This is a genomic window from Peribacillus sp. NJ11 (genome assembly GCF_030348405.1).
GTDB lineage: Bacteria > Bacillota > Bacilli > Bacillales > DSM-1321 > Peribacillus.
Genome location: NZ_JAUCFO010000001.1, coordinates 745,473 through 762,786, shown reverse-complemented (window position 1 = coordinate 762,786; position 17,314 = coordinate 745,473). Strand labels below are relative to the sequence as shown.

The window sequence follows — 17,314 nt, the reverse complement described above, 5'->3', positions numbered from 1 at the left end:
CCATTAACCGTCATCAACATCTAATTGTAATCATTTACAAGTTCATCTCATAACAGTGGACCGCTAGACCCTACAGCAATAGATTTATTCTTTTGAACCTATGGATAAATAATATGAGAAGCGATGATATGGGTTTATCTTATGGCGATTTAAAAATTCTTTTGACCATTCTGTCCGTTTGAAGATTTTCCATATTCAGCTATTAAAAATAAGTATTCATAGCTTCCCTGCCTTAACAGGTGCGTAAGAGCCAATCCCTTAGGCGAAGACCCATATTAGTTTATTCAGTCAAACTGAAATTCCCGCGTTTTTTCAGTTTTAATGGACAGCTGGGGTTTTAAAACTGAAGTTCAATGTATGGAAACGAACTTACTCCTTAATTCCTCTTCCGTTACTTCGATCTTTCCTTTCAAATCTTCAGCCAGTAATACATAACTTTTCACACCTATGAATTCTGAATGTGATATTAAAAAGAATTTTGTTCCCTTTTTATACGCAGAAGGATCATCTACAATCAACTTAAACATTTTCATCCTTTTTCCACCTTGGATATCATAAATTCGTAACGCATGCATTCATAACTACCTTTGGAGTAGACGCAATAGCATTGAACAAGTTGAAAAGGAATTAGGGCGCTACTAAGATACAACTTCTTCTTTTCACTTTTTATATCATTGATATTTATGAGCGGTCAACTATTTTTACTGGTAGATACAAGAACCAGCGGGCATTGTAATTTGTTTGCAAATTATGAGTATTCCTAACTTTCTGTGGAAGTGCCTATAATTGAATGTTAAAATTCAGTTGGAAAACAGTGTTTCATGATACATAAGAAAAAGAAAAGAGAGGCATTGAAAGAGCTCTCGAAAAGTGATTTTGGAAGGTGTGGAAATATTGAAACCAATCATATTCGATGTTGATACTGGAATTGATGATGCCATGGCGATGGCATATGCTTTAAATTCCCCAGAATTGGAAGTGCTCGGATTCACCACTTGCTTTGGTAACGTGCCCGTTGTTGAATCGACCCGCAATACACTTGCCGTTTTGGAGAAATTAAATAAGCGCATTCCGGTCTTTGAAGGAGCAGCCCAAACATTGATCCGCGGAGAGAAGAAGAAATATCCCAAGCATGTTCATGGGGAAGACGGGTTAGGAAATACCCTTCAGTTTGAACCAACTATCAAGGCATCACAAGGAAATGCAGTAGACTTCATTATCGATCAAGTGAAAAGCCGACCGCATGAAATTACGATTATTGCAGTTGGACCACTGACTAACATCGCATTGGCAATTAAAAAAGCCCCAACGATCATGTCCTTGGTAAAAGAGGTCGTTATTATGGGCGGTGCCGTAAACGTACCAGGAAATGTAACGCCCTATGCTGAAGCGAACATAATATCAGATCCTGAGGCAGCTGATCAGGTATTTGCTTCAGGGCTGCCTATCACCCTAGTGGGGCTTGATGTGACACTGCAAACATACCTACTGAAATCGGAGCTCGATGAGTGGCGTGCCACTGGGAAGGAAAGCGCAAAATTTTTAGCGGAAATGACCGATTATTATATGAAAGCATATGAAAACTCCCATCCAGGTTTAGGCGGTTGTGCCCTTCACGATCCGCTTGCTGTCGGGGTTGCGATTGATTCAAGTTTTGTGAGTACAGAATGGATGAACGTCAAGGTGGTGACCGGGGGTGAAGAAACAGGCAGGACAATCGGTCAACAGGATAGCGAACCTGGAATCCGTGTCTGTACGAAAGTGGAAAGTGATCGGTTTGTGAAACACTTTTTGGAACGGGTTATATGAGGGCTTGATCATTTGATGAGACTTTCATTGCCTAAGCAACGTAATTGAAATTAGGTATAAGGTATAAAGGCTATCACTTTTCCAAAAACCTTTGGGAAGAGATGGCCTGTTTCTGTTGAATTCGATTCACGCTATTTGACGTACTCCTGCTGCGAAAGCATAGCTGCAGTAAGTAGGAGTTCGAAATAATTGGAGATAGGCGAAAAAAGTTGGAGATACGGAAAAAGCGGAGATACGCTGATAGGTTGGAGGTAGGCCGAAAAAACCGGGGCAGGCCAAAAAATATTGTATTTGCTTTGTAAAAAGGACCTCTGTCCATTCGGATGTCCTTTTTGAATGGTTTGGAAAATCGTTCAATTATAAGACAAACTGTATGGAAACGCTGGATATTTCGAACATTAATCAAACGTTTGATTAATGTTTAATGGAAAAGAGTCTAAAGTCACCGATGAAAATCATATATTTGAGTAATGGATCAGGAAAATTGGGTATAAAGAACTTTTTTTGCCATGAAAAGTAAAATATTTAAAATTAATTCAAAAAAAGGTTTAATTACTTGGGAAAACAGGTACATAGACTTTCATAATGCCATATATAGGTTTTTTTACATAATCATAATTTACCATTTTTCGACTTTGCACTTATTTATATGGCAGAAAATGTATGGTTCCATTAAAATGTACTATATAAGATATAAGGAGGAGTTTTTCTATGTCACAAATTCGCGTAACACCTTCAGAACTGAAAGATGTAGCTAGGCAATATGATAATGAAAGCCAACAGGTAACGGATATGATTGGTCGTTTAGATAGAATGAGAGATCATTTAACTGGTATTTGGGAAGGTTCTTCCAGTGAGGCTTTCGTCGGGCAGTACGAAGAATTGAAGCCTTCATTCATGGATATGGCTCGTTTGTTGAATGAAGTTTCTCAACAATTGAATAAATCAGCTCAAATCCTTGAAGACACAGATAATCAGATTGCTAGTCAAATTCGCGGATAATCAATAGTCAAAGAGATAAAGAATTTTCTAGGAAAAAGCGCCGCGACTCTTAATGAAGATCGTGGTGCTTTTTTGCTTTTAAAGAGGTGGTTTCCATATATATTCAACTTACGATCGATTTAAACAGGTACACAGGGGAAGTATTTGACTTGCAAGTGTCGAATTACCGATCCATCAAGAAGGTTGTGGAAATTGTATGGCAGGTAAAGGATATTGCCAGTGCACCTAAAGATGGCTATTGGGTGCGGGTCCAGAATAAGGAGTTTGTATGTTCAGGTTATGATACCCTGCTTGATAGCGGAATTACGACGGGGGACCGCCTTGAGATCCTCTAATGGATTAAGTGTGGGCTCGTTATAGGAATAAAGTCTAAAGCCCTTTTAGCAGGGGTAAAGGAGTACATAGAATGGATGAGAAAAAATCTTCATATCTGGAGAAAAAAACAGAAGCTGCAATTGTGAAGGGTGATAATGGGGATTCGTTCGTTTTCCAACGGGCAAAACTGTCGATGCAAGATCCATTGGAATTACAGCTTATTCATGAAGCCGATGATGCTCTCCAGAAACATATAGAAGTGACAGAGGACGAGGTGCAGATCAGAGTAAATCCACCAGCCTCTTTTTTTGTTTTTTCCAAAGCTAAAGATAAAAATCTGATAGGTCGATGGGTATCGTCCTATCAAATCGTGAAGAAAATCAGAAATCATGAATTGACTCGGCTGCAACTAGTCGTCTGTCCAGAAAATATCGTTTTTGATTCAAGCTTGGCCCCATATTTCCTGCATTATGGTGTAAAAGACAGTTTGCCTCCTTATGAACATAATCAAGATGAGCTATTTAAAGAAACGAAGGCAACGATTTCTGCACTTGTGGATGGGCAGTATACATTCGAAGAGTATTTGCTTTACCATAAAACACTAAAACTATCGAACGAATCACAAAGTATATTGGCATCGGGGACTTGGGATGAACTTTCCATGGTCATTCAAAACCGGATAGAAGCTTTAGAGAAGGAAGAAAAAGCATTTGTACATATACCTGAAAAGAAATGGAAAACGGGCCGTTATACACTTTGGGGTACGATGATCGTTCTAGTGCCACTGCTGTTGTTTACGATTTACACACTATTCTTCTCCCAACCTAGGCAGGAGGCATATGTAGAAAGCGGTGAAAGCTTCTTAAAACAAAAATACAGTGAAGTCATTGACCGTTTGGAAAACTACGATCCAAAAAATATGCCGTATGTCGTTCAATATGAACTGGCTATGGCCTATGTCACTTATGAGCCGTTAGATGATGTCAGGAAGAAGAATGTAGAAAATGCAATCACTTTGCAAACGGATAGTCAGTATCTTCTATATTGGATTTATATAGGCAGGGGCATGAACGAGGACGCGATCGATTTGGCGAGAATCATGGAGGATCGCGAATTGATTACATATGGTCTGTTAAATCAGAAAGAACAGATTAAGCTAGACGATAACCTTTCAGGGGAAGAAAAGGAAACGCAAATTAAAGAAATCGATACAGAGTTGTCCCAATATGAAAAGGAAATAAAGGAATTGCAAAAGCAAATGGAGGAACAGCAAGATCAAAACCAGCCTTCAACAGAGTCCAATGATCAAGGTGAAGCGGAAGCAAAACCTGCTGTAAAAGAAGTAGAGGAAAAGGAGCCTGCTTCTGGAGAAAAAGAAGAAAGTAAGGATTCCTCGAAAAAATCATCTGAAGAAAAAGAGAAAAGCAAAGAGTGAGCATTTGGCCTTTTGCGGAGGTGAGATTTAATGAGTTTATTATGGATTTATTCTAAGGAGACCTATCAGTCCTTCACGATCAAGGATGATCATATAGGTCCGATCACGATTGGCCCATCAAAGCAGGATACGATCACCGTCTATTCCATTCCCTTTGAACACGGACCTATCAAGCTGAGAAAGCAAGATGGGCTTGATGGGTTTGAGGTGTTTAGAGAGGAAAAGAAGCTTGGTGATGTAAAGCCGTTTCAAAGCTTCACCTTTCATGAAGGAGAAGAAACGATCGAGATTTTTTATACGGCAGGGGAATTGGAAGAAAGCCTCTATTATATTGGCAATTTGAAAGAAATCACTATATCAGCCAAGCTGGGAGCGACTTTCCGTAAAGAAGGATCCGTTTCCGGCAATGGCTTTTCCTTTGTGCTTCATAAAGGGCAATGGCTTCTCGTGCCAAAGGAAAATAGCAGGATTTTCCTGAATGGTGAAAAGGTAACGAAGGCTGTTCCCGTTCAAAATGGCGATCTGATTTGCTGGCCAAATATGGTGCTGAGGTTGATTGAAGGCGACTTATTGATGATTCATAGTGCCGAGAGTTATGAAACATCTTTATCTAAAATGAAGAAGCCGATCTCTGAAATGAAGAAAAGCTATCCACAATATCGCCGTACACCAAGGATGATCTATGAATTACCGGATGAGAAAGTGACGATATCATTTCCGAGCCAAGAATCGGAAGATAATAATAGAGGTTTATGGCTAATCCTTATGCCACCGTTAATGATGCTTATTGTCATGGGGGTCATCACGATCATTCAACCTCGGGGCATTTTCATCATCATATCGATCGTGATGTTCACAACGACTTTAGTTACCTCGACGGTACAATACTTTAAAGACAAAAAGAAGCAAAAATTCAGAGAAGAAAAACGTCAACGTGTGTATACCAGGTATCTAGAGCAGAAGAGGGAAGAACTGCAAGAGCTGTCTGAAAGGCAAAAGAATGTGCTGTTGTATCATTACCCTTCTTTTGAAAGGATGAAGCATCTGACCGATAGTATCAGCGACCGTATTTGGGAGCGAACATTGGATAGTGAAGACGCTCTCCACTTTAAGATAGGAACGGCGGCCATACCATCAAGTTATGAGGTGTCGGTAAATAGTAACGATATGTCCAATCGTGATATAGATGATTTACTTGAGCAGTCGCAGGAACTTGTGGAGGTATACAAAAACCTGGATGATCTTCCGTTATCCATTGATTTATCAAGCGGATCGATGGGTCTGGTCGGAAAGGAATCGATTGTTAAACGTGAGTTGCAACAATTGATTGGGCAACTGGCCTTTTTTCATAGTTATCATGATGTACGATTTGTGGCCATTTTTCCGGAAAAGGATTACCAAGAATGGGAATGGATGAAATGGCTCCCTCATTTTCAATTGCCGCATGCCTATGCAAAAGGCCTTATATACAATGAGCAATCACGCGACCAGCTACTTACTTCGATTTATCAGCTATTGAGGGAAAGAGATTTGGATGAGAACAAAGGGAAAGTAAGATTCACTTCCCATTTTGTCTTTATTGTCACGGATCGCAATTTAATTGCAGAGCATGTCATATTGGAATATTTAGAGGGTAAAACAGAAGATTTAGGTATCTCGACGATTTTTGCTGCGGATGCAAAAGAGAGTTTGACGGAAAATGTCCATACGCTTGTTAAGTATATAAATGATCGCGATGGTGAGATTCTCATCCAACAAACGAAGGCTGTTCATACTCCTTTTACACTTGATACACATACAAAAGAAGGCAATGAGCGTTATGCACGTACGCTGCGTTCACTGGATCATCAAAAGGGGATGAACAATTCAATACCAGAAACGGTTTCATTTCTGGAGTTATTGAAAGCTCGTGAAGTGGAAGATCTGCCTATCAGCCAAAACTGGCAGACCAATCAGTCTTCCAAATCCCTGGCAGTACCCATTGGATTGAAGGGGAAAACGGATAGGGTTGAATTGAACTTGCATGAAAAGGCGCATGGCCCCCATGGATTGGTTGCTGGGACGACAGGATCGGGGAAAAGTGAATTACTGCAAACTTACATCCTATCATTAGCCGTTCATTATCATCCGCATGAAGTTGCCTTTTTGCTCATTGATTATAAAGGTGGGGGAATGGCACAGCCATTCAGACAGATTCCGCATCTGCTGGGAGTCATTACGAATATCGAAGGAAGCAAGAACTTCAGTGCCAGGGCACTGGCCTCCATTAATAGTGAATTGAAGAAACGTCAGCGCATGTTTGATCGATATGAAGTCAACCATATCAACGATTACACGGATTTATACAAAGAAGGCAAAGCGGATGAACCGTTACCGCATTTATTTTTGATATCAGATGAGTTTGCGGAACTTAAAAACGAAGAACCCGATTTCATCAGGGAATTAGTGAGTACGGCAAGAATTGGACGGAGCCTGGGTGTTCATTTAATTCTTGCTACACAAAAGCCTGGCGGTGTTATCGATAACCAGATTTGGAGTAATGCCCGTTTTAAAATTTCCTTAAAAGTGCAGGATGCCAATGATAGTAAGGAAATTCTTAAAAATAGCGATGCGGCAAATATTACTGTCACCGGACGGGGATATTTGCAGGTGGGAAATAACGAGGTTTATGAATTGTTCCAGTCTGCATGGAGCGGTGCACCCTATTTAGAGGATACGGTTGGATCTGAGGATGAAGTGGCACTTGTCACAGACCTCGGTCTTGTTCAAATCTCAAATGTATCGGAACAGATCAATAATAAGAGGAAAGAAAAGATTAGTGAAATTGAAGCCGTGGCGGATCGAATTGTGGCGACACAGGAAGAAATGGAGATTAAGAAGTTGGCAAGCCCATGGCTACCGCCTCTTTCAGATCGTTTATCGAGAAACACTGAAAGAAGCTTGGCGAGCAATCAATTCCACCTAGGAATGAAGGATGAGCCCGAATTGCAGAGCCAGACAAATTATGTCTATAACTGGATTGAAGATGGGAATGTTGGGGTTTTTGGTTCTTCCGGATACGGCAAGTCAACCACCGTTTTGACACTTCTCTTTAGTTTTGCAGATCAATTCAGTCCTGAAGAACTGCATTATTATATTTTTGATTTCGGGAATAGCGCTTTACTGCCAATACGCCAGTTGCCTCATACTGGGGAATACTTTAGGTTCGATGAGTTAAGGAAAATTGAAAAATTCATGTTATTCATGAAGTTGGAGATGGAAAGGCGTAAGCAGCTTTTTTCAGAAAAGGAGCTTAGTAACATAAAGCTTTATAATGCATTAGTGGAAGATAAATTGCCGATTATTTATATCGTGGTCGACAATTTTGACTTAGTGAAGGATGAGATGCAAGACCAGGAAGCGCAATTCGTTCAGTTTGCACGTGATGGACAATCACTTGGAATATTCATGATATTAACGGCAACGAGAATCAATGCGATTCGCCAGCCGTTAATGAATAGTCTTAAGACAAAGGTCGTCCATTACTTAATGGACAGTTCGGAGCAATATTCAGTTTTGGGGAGGACCCTTTATGAAAATGAACCTGTTCCGGGTAGGGCGTTGGTGAAAAAGGACCAGACCTATCTCACGCAGGTTTATTTACCAGCCGATGGAGCGGATGATATAGCCGTTTTGGAAGAAATGAAACAAGCGGTGGCAGAACATAAGGTTAAATATAAGGAAATAGCCAAACCGCCGGCGATTCCGATGTTACCGACACGTCTTGATTCCAGCAGCTTCAAGAGTTACTGCTCACAAGCCATTAAGAAGGATTCCATTCCAATTGGGCTTTCAGAGGAAAGCGTTACACCTGTTTTCGTGGAGTTGAATTCCAATCCATTCCTGCTTGTCGTAGGACAGTCACGTAAAGGGAAAACGAATGTCCTTAAAGTGCTCTTGGAATCGTTGCTTACACAGACGATAGGGGAAATTGGTTTATTTGACGGAGTTGATCGTGGCCTATCTTCATATGCGTTAGAGGAGAAGGTACGCTATGTGGAAACAAAAGATCAGATAACCGAATGGCTTGATCATATCACTGGAATATTTGAAGAACGTGAACGACGTTATCTAGAGGCATTGGAAATGAAACCGATGAAGCAACTGGAATTCCCAACGATCATGTTTGTCATAGATAGCATTTCAAGAATCCAACAAACGATCGACGGCAGGATTCAGGATAGGATCAGTGGTTTGATGAAACTGTACAGCCATCTCGGGTTTAGTTTGATTGTCGCTGGAAATGCCAACGACTTCACCAAGGGGTATGATTCGTTGACAACCGAACTGAAACAAGTCAGACAGGCTGTTTTGCTTCTTAAAAAATCGGACCAAAGCTTGTACACCCTCTCCTATTCCAGAAAAGAAGAAGAAATACAGCCGGGTTACGGATACTTTGTGCTGAATGGCCAGGAGAGTAAAATCCAAATTCCACTAAGTGAAGAAAGAAGGAGAGTGCAAGAGAGTGTCTGAAAAAATAAAACCGATGCTATTAATCGGTAAAATACTGGTGATCTTAGCGCTGCCAATCTTGTTTTTTTCCTATATTGGCCAAAATCCAATGAAAAAGACAGAAACGGCTTCTCGTGAAATCGCCATTGTAAATGAAGATAATGGCACTGAATTTAACAAAAAACCCATTTACATGGGCTCAGAGCTTGTTACTACATTGGACAAGGATTCTGAATATGAGTGGTTTGTGGTTAATAGAAGTACGGCGGAAAGTGGACTTGCAAATGAAAAGTATGATGCAGTTATATATTTTCCATCCGATTTTTCAGAGAATATTTATACGTTCGATGATGAACAGCCTGTCAAGGCGGGGATGAAATACAAGGTACAACCTAGTTTGAATGCAGAGAATATGGAAAAGGTACAAAAGGAATTAGAGAAGACAAAGAGCAAAATGAATAAGCATATTTCCACACAGTATTGGAGCTATGTTTCCCAATCAGTCGAGGACATTCGTAAGAAGTTCGATAATGTCCTAGCTAAAGAAATCGCTTTTCAAAACACGATGTATGAGTTTTATACTCCAAGCTCGGAAAGCCTTGCTGGCGAAATCAAGCAGCATAAGGACATGCTTGAAGGAGTCTTTGCCCAGACGAAGGATGCAGGGAAAACGAGTACTGAAACAATGGGTGAAATTGGGGACACTAAGGCCCAAATGGCTTCCTTTGTGAAGGATGTTGTTTCTTTTGAGGAGTATCAAAAAGCTCAAAGTAACCTTTTTGAGAAGGCATCGACCCAAAATCAGCAGCTTGTCAAGGAGAGTATTCAATCATATGACAAGGTGTTGAATGAAGGGAACCAATCTGTACCAGAGATTCAGCAAGGGATGAATACGAAATTCAGTCTTAATGACAAAGGCATTAGTGAGAATGTTGGAATCATGCAGCAGAAACTTGATTCTAGTAATAATGAATTGGAACAGTTTTCAACAAGCATGAAAGACAAACAAGTAGAACAAATCACGAAAATCACCCAAGATCAACAAAGCTCGATTGAACAATTGAAACAATCTGAAGAGGGGGGTCTTGATAACCTTCAATCCACTTTACTAATGCAAAGGGGAAATCTTGCAAGCAGCTCTGGTGATGGGGAAATTATCGATGAAGAAACGACCTCTATAGAAGAAATTGAAACGGAAACGGGTAAAGGTGAATCGGATGCTGCTCCTTCAAAGAAGGATCCGATTGATGAACTATCACTCCAGGTACTACTGGATCAAATAAATGGCATCAACACGGCACTTGAAAGTTTGGTGCCGGCAGAGGGAAGTGAAGGAACTGCCGAACAAATCAACATTCTTACAGCAGAGCTCCAAGCAGAAATCAATAATCTTAGCGGCACGGTGAACGGCAGAACGGGAAATTATAATCAAGTGATTACGGAGTTTAATACACTGGTAGATTCATATAGTGATCTGCTCGCTCAGTTTACGCAATTACAGACTGATTATAATGAACTCGGCACGAATTATAAGGATTTAGGTGACCAATGGAAAAAGTCACAGGAAGATATTCAAAAATTACAGGACATCCAGAGTATGACAATCGACGAGGCCATCGCAGAGATCAAGAATCTCGAACAGTCACTCCTTGAAAAAGTGGGGGGAGAAAGGCGGGCAATGTTGGTGAAGGCCTTTGATAATCCTATCACTAACCGGGATTCAACTACCCTCCTTGCCTATTACGGTTCGCTCTCATCTTATGGTGAATTGGCTGAAAGAGTCACGGAAGCAAATGTAGATAAGGTATTTGCAGCCAATATAAAAGAATTGGAAAACTTGAAAAATGGGGTTTCCGGAAACGTAGATGAAGAAGCAAAGCTCGTCAAGGCGAGTTTAGCGGGAGTCAATGAAGACTTTGGAATGTTCTCCGACTCCATTATGGGTTATATGCAGGAATATGATGCAAACGTCGAATCAGGGCAGAAAGCAACTTTAGCTGAATTAGCGGCAATTACCGAAAGGGCTCAAGGAGTGTCTGCCAATTTGTCAGATCATATGGAAGCTCCTGAATTAGAGACGGAACCGCCAGTAAACCTTGATGGCGAAATGTTTGTATCACTTCAAGACAATACGGCAACAACTGTCGGCCTCATTTCCGACCTTGTCAACTCTGTAGCGGAACGACAAGACACGGTTACGAAGGATACAGCAGACCTGCAAGCGAAAGTGGGGTCCGTACAGGAAAGGGCCGATCAGCTTAATGATAATTGGTCCCAAAATGTAGACTCAACCGTAAAAATCAAGACAGACGTATATAGTGTCTTGAATAACACTCTGGTCGATGATCAGCAGAACGGGTATGTGTATGAATATTTAGCGAATCCCGTTCAAATAAGCGGTGAAGTCCTTCATCAGGAAAAGGTTAATATCCCGCCAATCGTCATGTTGGTGATCATACTCATTTCTGGGTTATTGATCGGTTTCTTCATGCATCATTATGAAACCATTCCAATGATGGTCCATGCGGCCTTGTTTACCTTATTGAATCTGATCGTAGGTTTAATAATCAGCATATATGGTTTGAAGATTTACCCACTGGGAGATATGCAGGAGATTAAATGGACTGTTTTCACTGTCCTGCTTTTATTCTTCTGTTCAGCGCTTACACGACTTGCCTTCTCAATTGGTCCGTTTGTCGGTGCTATCCTTGTGATTGGTTTGATCAGTTTCTTTACCATTCCATTATTGGATTTAATCATGCCGAATTTCAATGTTGAACACCCGGTTGCAGACGTATACATGTCCATTCAATTCGGTAATCAGTCTGCATTCATTCCGGCTATCATCATCTTGATTGTACTGACGCTTATCGGAACGGTCATTCCATATATAGTGAAGCGTCTGACAGAAAGAAGAGAAATGGCCCATGAAGTGGAGTAAATTCGTAATGCCAGTCTTGTTCATCCTGTTCTTTAGCTATACAGCGCATGCCGGGGCAGAAGAGGAACCCATGGTGGAGCCCAATGAGTATCAAGAAAAGGATATTGATATTCAAACGGAGTATTTCCATGAGGAAGGATTGTTGGAACAGAAGCAAGAACTGCCTGAAGAACTAAAAGACCTTACTTTTGAAAGAGGTAAATATGATGTCATTGACTCGGTGAAGGACTCACTGTTTCTGTCTCCGATAACGGAGAATCAAAATAATACCATCGCTTCAAAAGCAGAACAGCTTGGATTATTCTCGGAAGTCAGCATTCGAACGAGAAGTGAAGAAGAAACGGAGCCTACCCTTAATTTTGACCTGACGATATTGCTCGGAATTGTTTTGGCACTTTTGGTCGGTTGTTTGTTTTTTATCCTTATTCCGAAAATGGGGAAGCTGAATGGTGAGGTTAAACGAAAATGAAAAAAGCCCGATTTCTGGCATATGTCAGGAATTGGGCTTTTTTGCTACATATCCATAATCGTTTTAAGAAGCCCTAAAAGAAGGGCAACTGCGAAAATCAAAATGAAGAATCTTTTATACATGATCAGTACCTCTTATATCTTTGAGTGGATTGCATCCATTTTAGCATAATTAAGAAAGAAAGGAAGTTGGTTCATTTTTAATTCCTTAAGAATGCATTCCAGATGATCGTAGCTCTATTGCCCTGATGAGCGAGCGGGAAATGGAAAGGATGCGCCAATATATTGGTGCATCCTTCTTCGTGTTATTTGAACAAGTTATGATAACATTAAGCAGCATTAATATTTTTAGAGAAATTCGTTTATGGTTTACTGAATATCTAGTAAACTTACAATGTAAGGTTTAATTGGAGCTTAATGTAAAAAAGTCGGGTTTTGATATAGAAAAGATATGAAATATTGATAGGGTGATCTCAGGAGGTAGAGAATGATTTATAAGCAGATCAATCAAAAGCTGGAAATGATTCTAGGGAATATCGAAAAGGTGATTATCGGAAAACGGGATATAGCAGAACTAAGCATCGTGGCACTTCTTTCCGGCGGGCATGTCTTATTGGAGGATGTTCCGGGTGTGGGAAAGACAGTCATGGTAAGGGCACTGGCAAAATCAATAGGTGCAAGCTTTAAACGTATACAATTCACGCCTGATTTACTGCCTTCTGATGTAACTGGTGTTTCGATCTTTAATCCTAAGGAACAAGAATTCATTTTTAGACCGGGACCGATAATGGGACATATTATTTTAGCCGATGAAATTAACCGGACCTCGCCGAAAACGCAGTCTGCCTTGCTTGAAGCCATGGAAGAGGCAAGTGTGACGATAGATGGTGTCACAAGAGGATTGGAGAAGCCCTTTTTCGTAATGGCAACACAAAATCCGATCGAGTACGAGGGAACATATCCGCTTCCAGAGGCTCAATTGGATAGATTCCTATTAAAAATGAAAATGGGCTATCCAAGTGTGGAAGACGAGATGGAGGTACTTCATAGGGCTCAACATATGGCACCGCTTGAGGAGCTGGAATCCGTCATCACCATAGATGAATTGATAGCATTACAGGCAGAGGTAAAAGCGGTGATAGTGGATGACACAATAAAACGTTATATCGTTGAGTTGGCGAATCGAACCCGTACTCATGAAGGGGTCTATTTGGGGGTAAGCCCGCGTGGATCGATAGCCTTGATGAAAGCAGCTCAAGCTTACGCACTGATTCAGGGAAGGGACTATGTTCTACCGGACGATATTCAATATTTAGTTCCATTCGTATTCTCCCACCGGCTCATTTTGAAACCTGAAGCGAATTATGATGGATTCGATGCAGGAATGGTGATACATGAAATTGTCGCGACAACTCAAGTGCCTGTGAAGCGGGCTGTGACCTGATGCGCAAATTCATCAACTTTTTAAGGGGAAATATGAGTGTGATCGGACTGGTATTACTCATGGCCATTTCCTTTTGCTTTGCAATGTTTCAAGGCGGTTTTGTCAGTTGGTTTATTTTTTATTCGTTTTTTCCATTTTCTGCGTACGCTGCGATTCTGCTGTTTTATCCGATGCATGCCTTTACCGTTGAGAGAAAGGTCAATAAACGGGAATGCCAGGCCGGGGAATCCGTTCAAATAGCCGTGACGTTTACCCGTAAAAACCGGCTGCCCCTATTATTTATGGTGGTAGAGGAGGAATTGCCTCAGGAGATGGAAGATAGGGGATTCCAAAGGAAAATACTTATCTTTCCGGGATTCAAGCGTACCTTCAGCATGTCATATACCTTGGAAAACTTGCCTCGTGGAGAGCATTCGTTTCAATCGATCCGCTTCAGGATAGGGGACTTTTTCGGGCTCGCTGAAAGGGAGGCGATATATAGTTCACCTTTGAAGATAACTGTTTTCCCTCAATATCATGAACTTGCCTACAGTGATCTTGATCGAGTGTTCAATCAGGGGGCAGTGGGTTCAACAAAGAAAACTAAACGGGAACATTCAGTGGTCTCCGGGGTAAGAGAGTATCAGCCAGGCGATCAGTTGTCATGGATTAATTGGAAGGCGACGGCCAGAACGAATGAAATCATGACGAAAGAATTCGAAGTGCAGAAAAACAGGGATGTATTCATCATGCTTGATAATAATCCATCGGATTTATTTGAAGAATCAGTTGTAATCACGGCTTCCATTGCACACGCCATGTTAAAAAAAGGCATGGAGATTGGGTATGCAAGTATGGGATCGAGACTAATCATACCGACAGGAGCAGGAAATAACCAGAGACGAAAGATTTTTTACCGACTTGCTAAAGAAGAACATAGTGTTGTGAATGCATTGAAAGAAAATGTAAGTAAGGGCAGACTTCCGGCAAACGCTGCTGTGATATTCATAGTTTCAGACTTAACCTTAGAAAAGGTGGACATATTGAGTGCTTTCCGCGCTAATCAGGGATTAATGTTATGTGTAAAGAAACAGGCCGATCTTACTGATGAGGAAAAGATGTCAAGTTCTACAGCTGTCTCGAGGGGGATAAAGGTTAGCTTTTTTGAACATGGCCAACTAAAGTTTGACAGATCAGGGGTGATGGCAAAATGAATGTCACTACCGAAAAGTTGGAAAGGTTCATGCATGTCCTCTTATATATATTTGGTCTGTTGTTGATTACTGAATGGTTAAGGCCTGTCGATAAACTCACCGATACAGGTAATATCATCATTTTTGTCCTATTTTTGATTTATTCCCTACTACTGCATTATTTCCGCATTCATTGGTCAATCCGAATTATTCTCATTATTGCTTATATTATGATTTCATTACAGTTCCTTCATTCCAAAAGCGCTTTATTTCAATTATCATGGTTGAAAGGATTTCTAGTGGATTTTACGGGCAACCTTGGGTATATGTACGATGGGAATTGGGAGTCGATCACCAATCCATTTCGAACATTTCTATTTTTTGTTCTTCTTTGGCTAGTAACATATTTGATCCATTACTGGGTGATGGTGAGGCAAAGCATCTTTTTCTTTTTTATGTTAACGGTGATTTTTATCTCTGTACTCGATACTTTCACTCCCTATGTGGGGGATAAGGCAATGGTAAGAATCATCATCATCGGGTTCTTGATGCTCGGTCTACTATCCCTGCTGCGTCTAACGATACAGGAGAGAATACGGTTTCCTATGACTGCCATCAATAAGTGGATTTTGATGCTAACCGGTATGATATTGGTAAGTGTCCTTGTTGGATTCGGTGCCCCAAAGCTCTCTCCGCAGTGGGCGGACCCAGTTCCTTATATTACTTCTTATTCTGATAAAGCGGTTAAAGAAGACGGTGGTTCGAAGGGTAAAAGTGTCGGATATGATGAAGACGATTCGGATCTTGGTGGTTCGATAGAGCCAGATAGTTCCATCGTTTTTTACAATAATGCACCTGCAGGACATTATTGGAAAGTCGAGAACAAAGATATTTATACCGGTAAAGGATGGGTTTCCATACCGGAAACGGACTTTCATTCTTTTTCCAACGGGCAGGATATGACATCTTTAGATATTAAGGTTCCTGAAGTAGAGAAAACAGAAGAAATGACGGCAAAAGTAACCATGACGGAAACATATTCGCATATACTCCATCCGCAGTCCGGATATTTAAAAAAGATTGAGGCCAAAAACGGAATGGATTTTAAATATTATCAGGGTATCGACAAAATCATTTCTGAACGGGAAAATGGAGAAAGACTGGTCATGGAAGAGTATGAGCTGGTCTATGATATGCCGAGTTTTGATATAGCTGAGTTAAGAAAGATCACAGAACCTGACGAAACGATGGATTTGTTAATGGAAAAAAACACACAGCTTCCTGAGGGATTGCCAAACCGGATCTATGAATTGGGATCCCAACTTACAAGAAATGAAACGAATTGGTACGATAAAGCAAAAGCCATTGAGGATTACTTCGACGGTCCTGAATTCATTTATTCAAAAGACGATATTCCGTATCCGGGGACAAATCAAGATTATGTCGATCAATTTTTATTCGAGACACAGATAGGGTATTGTGATAATTTTTCAAGTGCAATGGTCGTTTTACTCCGTGCCGCCAATATACCTGCCAGGTGGGTAAAGGGCTACACGGAAGGTGAAAAGTCAATCCATGATGGTGAATCCGTTTATAAGGTGACCAATAATAATGCACATTCTTGGGCCGAGGTTTATTTTTCTGGGATAGGTTGGGTCCCCTTCGAGCCGACAAAGGGATTCAACGGGGAAGTTGAATTTTACGATTCGGAATTGAAACAGGAAAAGATCAAGAACCCTGGCCCAACTAATGAAGAGCAAACAAAAAAAGAGACCAGGGAACGCCAGGATACACCCGATAGGGAAACCCAATCATCAGGGGAAACTGGTATAGGGGGCTCAGAAGGTCTCTTTAAATGGACTGCCATCACGCTGTTAGGTGTAATGATTCTCGCTTCAATTGGTTATTTCTTCAGAAGGAAGTGGATTCCACATCTGCAGATTCTTCGTTATAAAAATAAAACCGGTGCTCATTTCACGAAAGCCTATTTAATATTATTGAAGCAATTAAAGCGAGCTGGTTTAGTTCGTCCGGAGGGGCAAACTTTAAGGGAGTACGCCGCCTATGTGGATGCAGTGTACGATACAGATGAGATGAGTGAATTGACGGCTGGATACGAGTTAATGATATATCGTGGAGACGTGGAAGATATCGAATGGGAGCACTTTCAAAACGGTTGGGAAAGCTTAATGAAAAAAACTAGCTCTTGACCAGGTTTTTATTATATTGATACAATA

The 17,314-nt window shown here is 40.8% G+C and carries 11 protein-coding genes; 10 read left to right on the top strand and 1 reads right to left on the bottom strand.

Annotation, left to right across the window (positions count from 1 at the left end):
• Nucleotides 1-350 precede the first annotated feature (350 nt).
• Complete coding sequence (locus QUF86_RS03695; RefSeq protein WP_289318811.1) at nucleotides 351-533, bottom strand: hypothetical protein; 183 nt, start codon at nucleotides 531-533, stop codon at nucleotides 351-353.
• A gap of 361 nt (nucleotides 534-894) precedes the next feature.
• Here QUF86_RS03695 and QUF86_RS03690 point away from each other — a divergent pair, with 361 nt between their 5' ends.
• The 10 genes from QUF86_RS03690 (at nucleotide 895) to QUF86_RS03645 (ending at nucleotide 17,287) form a co-directional block, all read left to right on the top strand.
• A complete protein-coding gene (locus tag QUF86_RS03690) occupies nucleotides 895-1,809 on the top strand; it encodes a nucleoside hydrolase (RefSeq protein WP_289333646.1) in 915 nt (304 codons plus the stop codon).
• Nucleotides 1,810-2,520: 711 nt separating this feature from the next.
• A complete protein-coding gene (locus QUF86_RS03685; protein WP_034306171.1) occupies nucleotides 2,521-2,811 on the top strand; it encodes a WXG100 family type VII secretion target in 291 nt (96 codons plus the stop codon).
• Nucleotides 2,812-2,906: 95 nt separating this feature from the next.
• Complete coding sequence (yukD, locus tag QUF86_RS03680; RefSeq protein ID WP_289318832.1) at nucleotides 2,907-3,146, top strand: ESX secretion system protein YukD; 240 nt, start codon at nucleotides 2,907-2,909, stop codon at nucleotides 3,144-3,146.
• A gap of 71 nt (nucleotides 3,147-3,217) precedes the next feature.
• The gene (essB, locus tag QUF86_RS03675) at nucleotides 3,218-4,561 is read left to right on the top strand and encodes a type VII secretion protein EssB (RefSeq protein ID WP_289333645.1); all 1,344 of its coding nucleotides are present in this window, start codon (nucleotides 3,218-3,220) and stop codon (nucleotides 4,559-4,561) included.
• Nucleotides 4,562-4,591: 30 nt separating this feature from the next.
• The gene (essC, locus tag QUF86_RS03670) at nucleotides 4,592-9,073 is read left to right on the top strand and encodes a type VII secretion protein EssC (protein ID WP_289333644.1); all 4,482 of its coding nucleotides are present in this window, start codon (nucleotides 4,592-4,594) and stop codon (nucleotides 9,071-9,073) included.
• Entirely contained in the window at nucleotides 9,066-11,993 is a 2,928-nt protein-coding gene (gene esaA, locus QUF86_RS03665) for a type VII secretion protein EsaA (protein WP_289333643.1), read from the top strand. Before essC ends, esaA begins: the two co-directional genes overlap by 8 nt.
• Entirely contained in the window at nucleotides 11,980-12,462 is a 483-nt protein-coding gene (gene essA / locus QUF86_RS03660; protein ID WP_289333642.1) for a type VII secretion protein EssA, read from the top strand. The genes esaA and essA overlap by 14 nt, the downstream gene beginning before the upstream one ends.
• Before the next feature lie 486 nt (nucleotides 12,463-12,948).
• Nucleotides 12,949-13,905 carry an AAA family ATPase gene (locus QUF86_RS03655; protein WP_289318817.1) on the top strand — a complete coding sequence of 319 codons (957 nt, stop codon included), beginning with the start codon at nucleotides 12,949-12,951 and terminating at the stop codon, nucleotides 13,903-13,905.
• 38 nt (nucleotides 13,906-13,943) lie between these two features.
• Complete coding sequence (locus tag QUF86_RS03650; RefSeq protein ID WP_289333641.1) at nucleotides 13,944-15,098, top strand: DUF58 domain-containing protein; 1,155 nt, start codon at nucleotides 13,944-13,946, stop codon at nucleotides 15,096-15,098.
• On the top strand, nucleotides 15,095-17,287 hold the full coding sequence (locus tag QUF86_RS03645) for a DUF4129 domain-containing transglutaminase family protein (protein WP_289333640.1): 2,193 nt from the start codon (nucleotides 15,095-15,097) through the stop codon (nucleotides 17,285-17,287). Before QUF86_RS03650 ends, QUF86_RS03645 begins: the two co-directional genes overlap by 4 nt.
• Nucleotides 17,288-17,314: the final 27 nt, after the last annotated feature.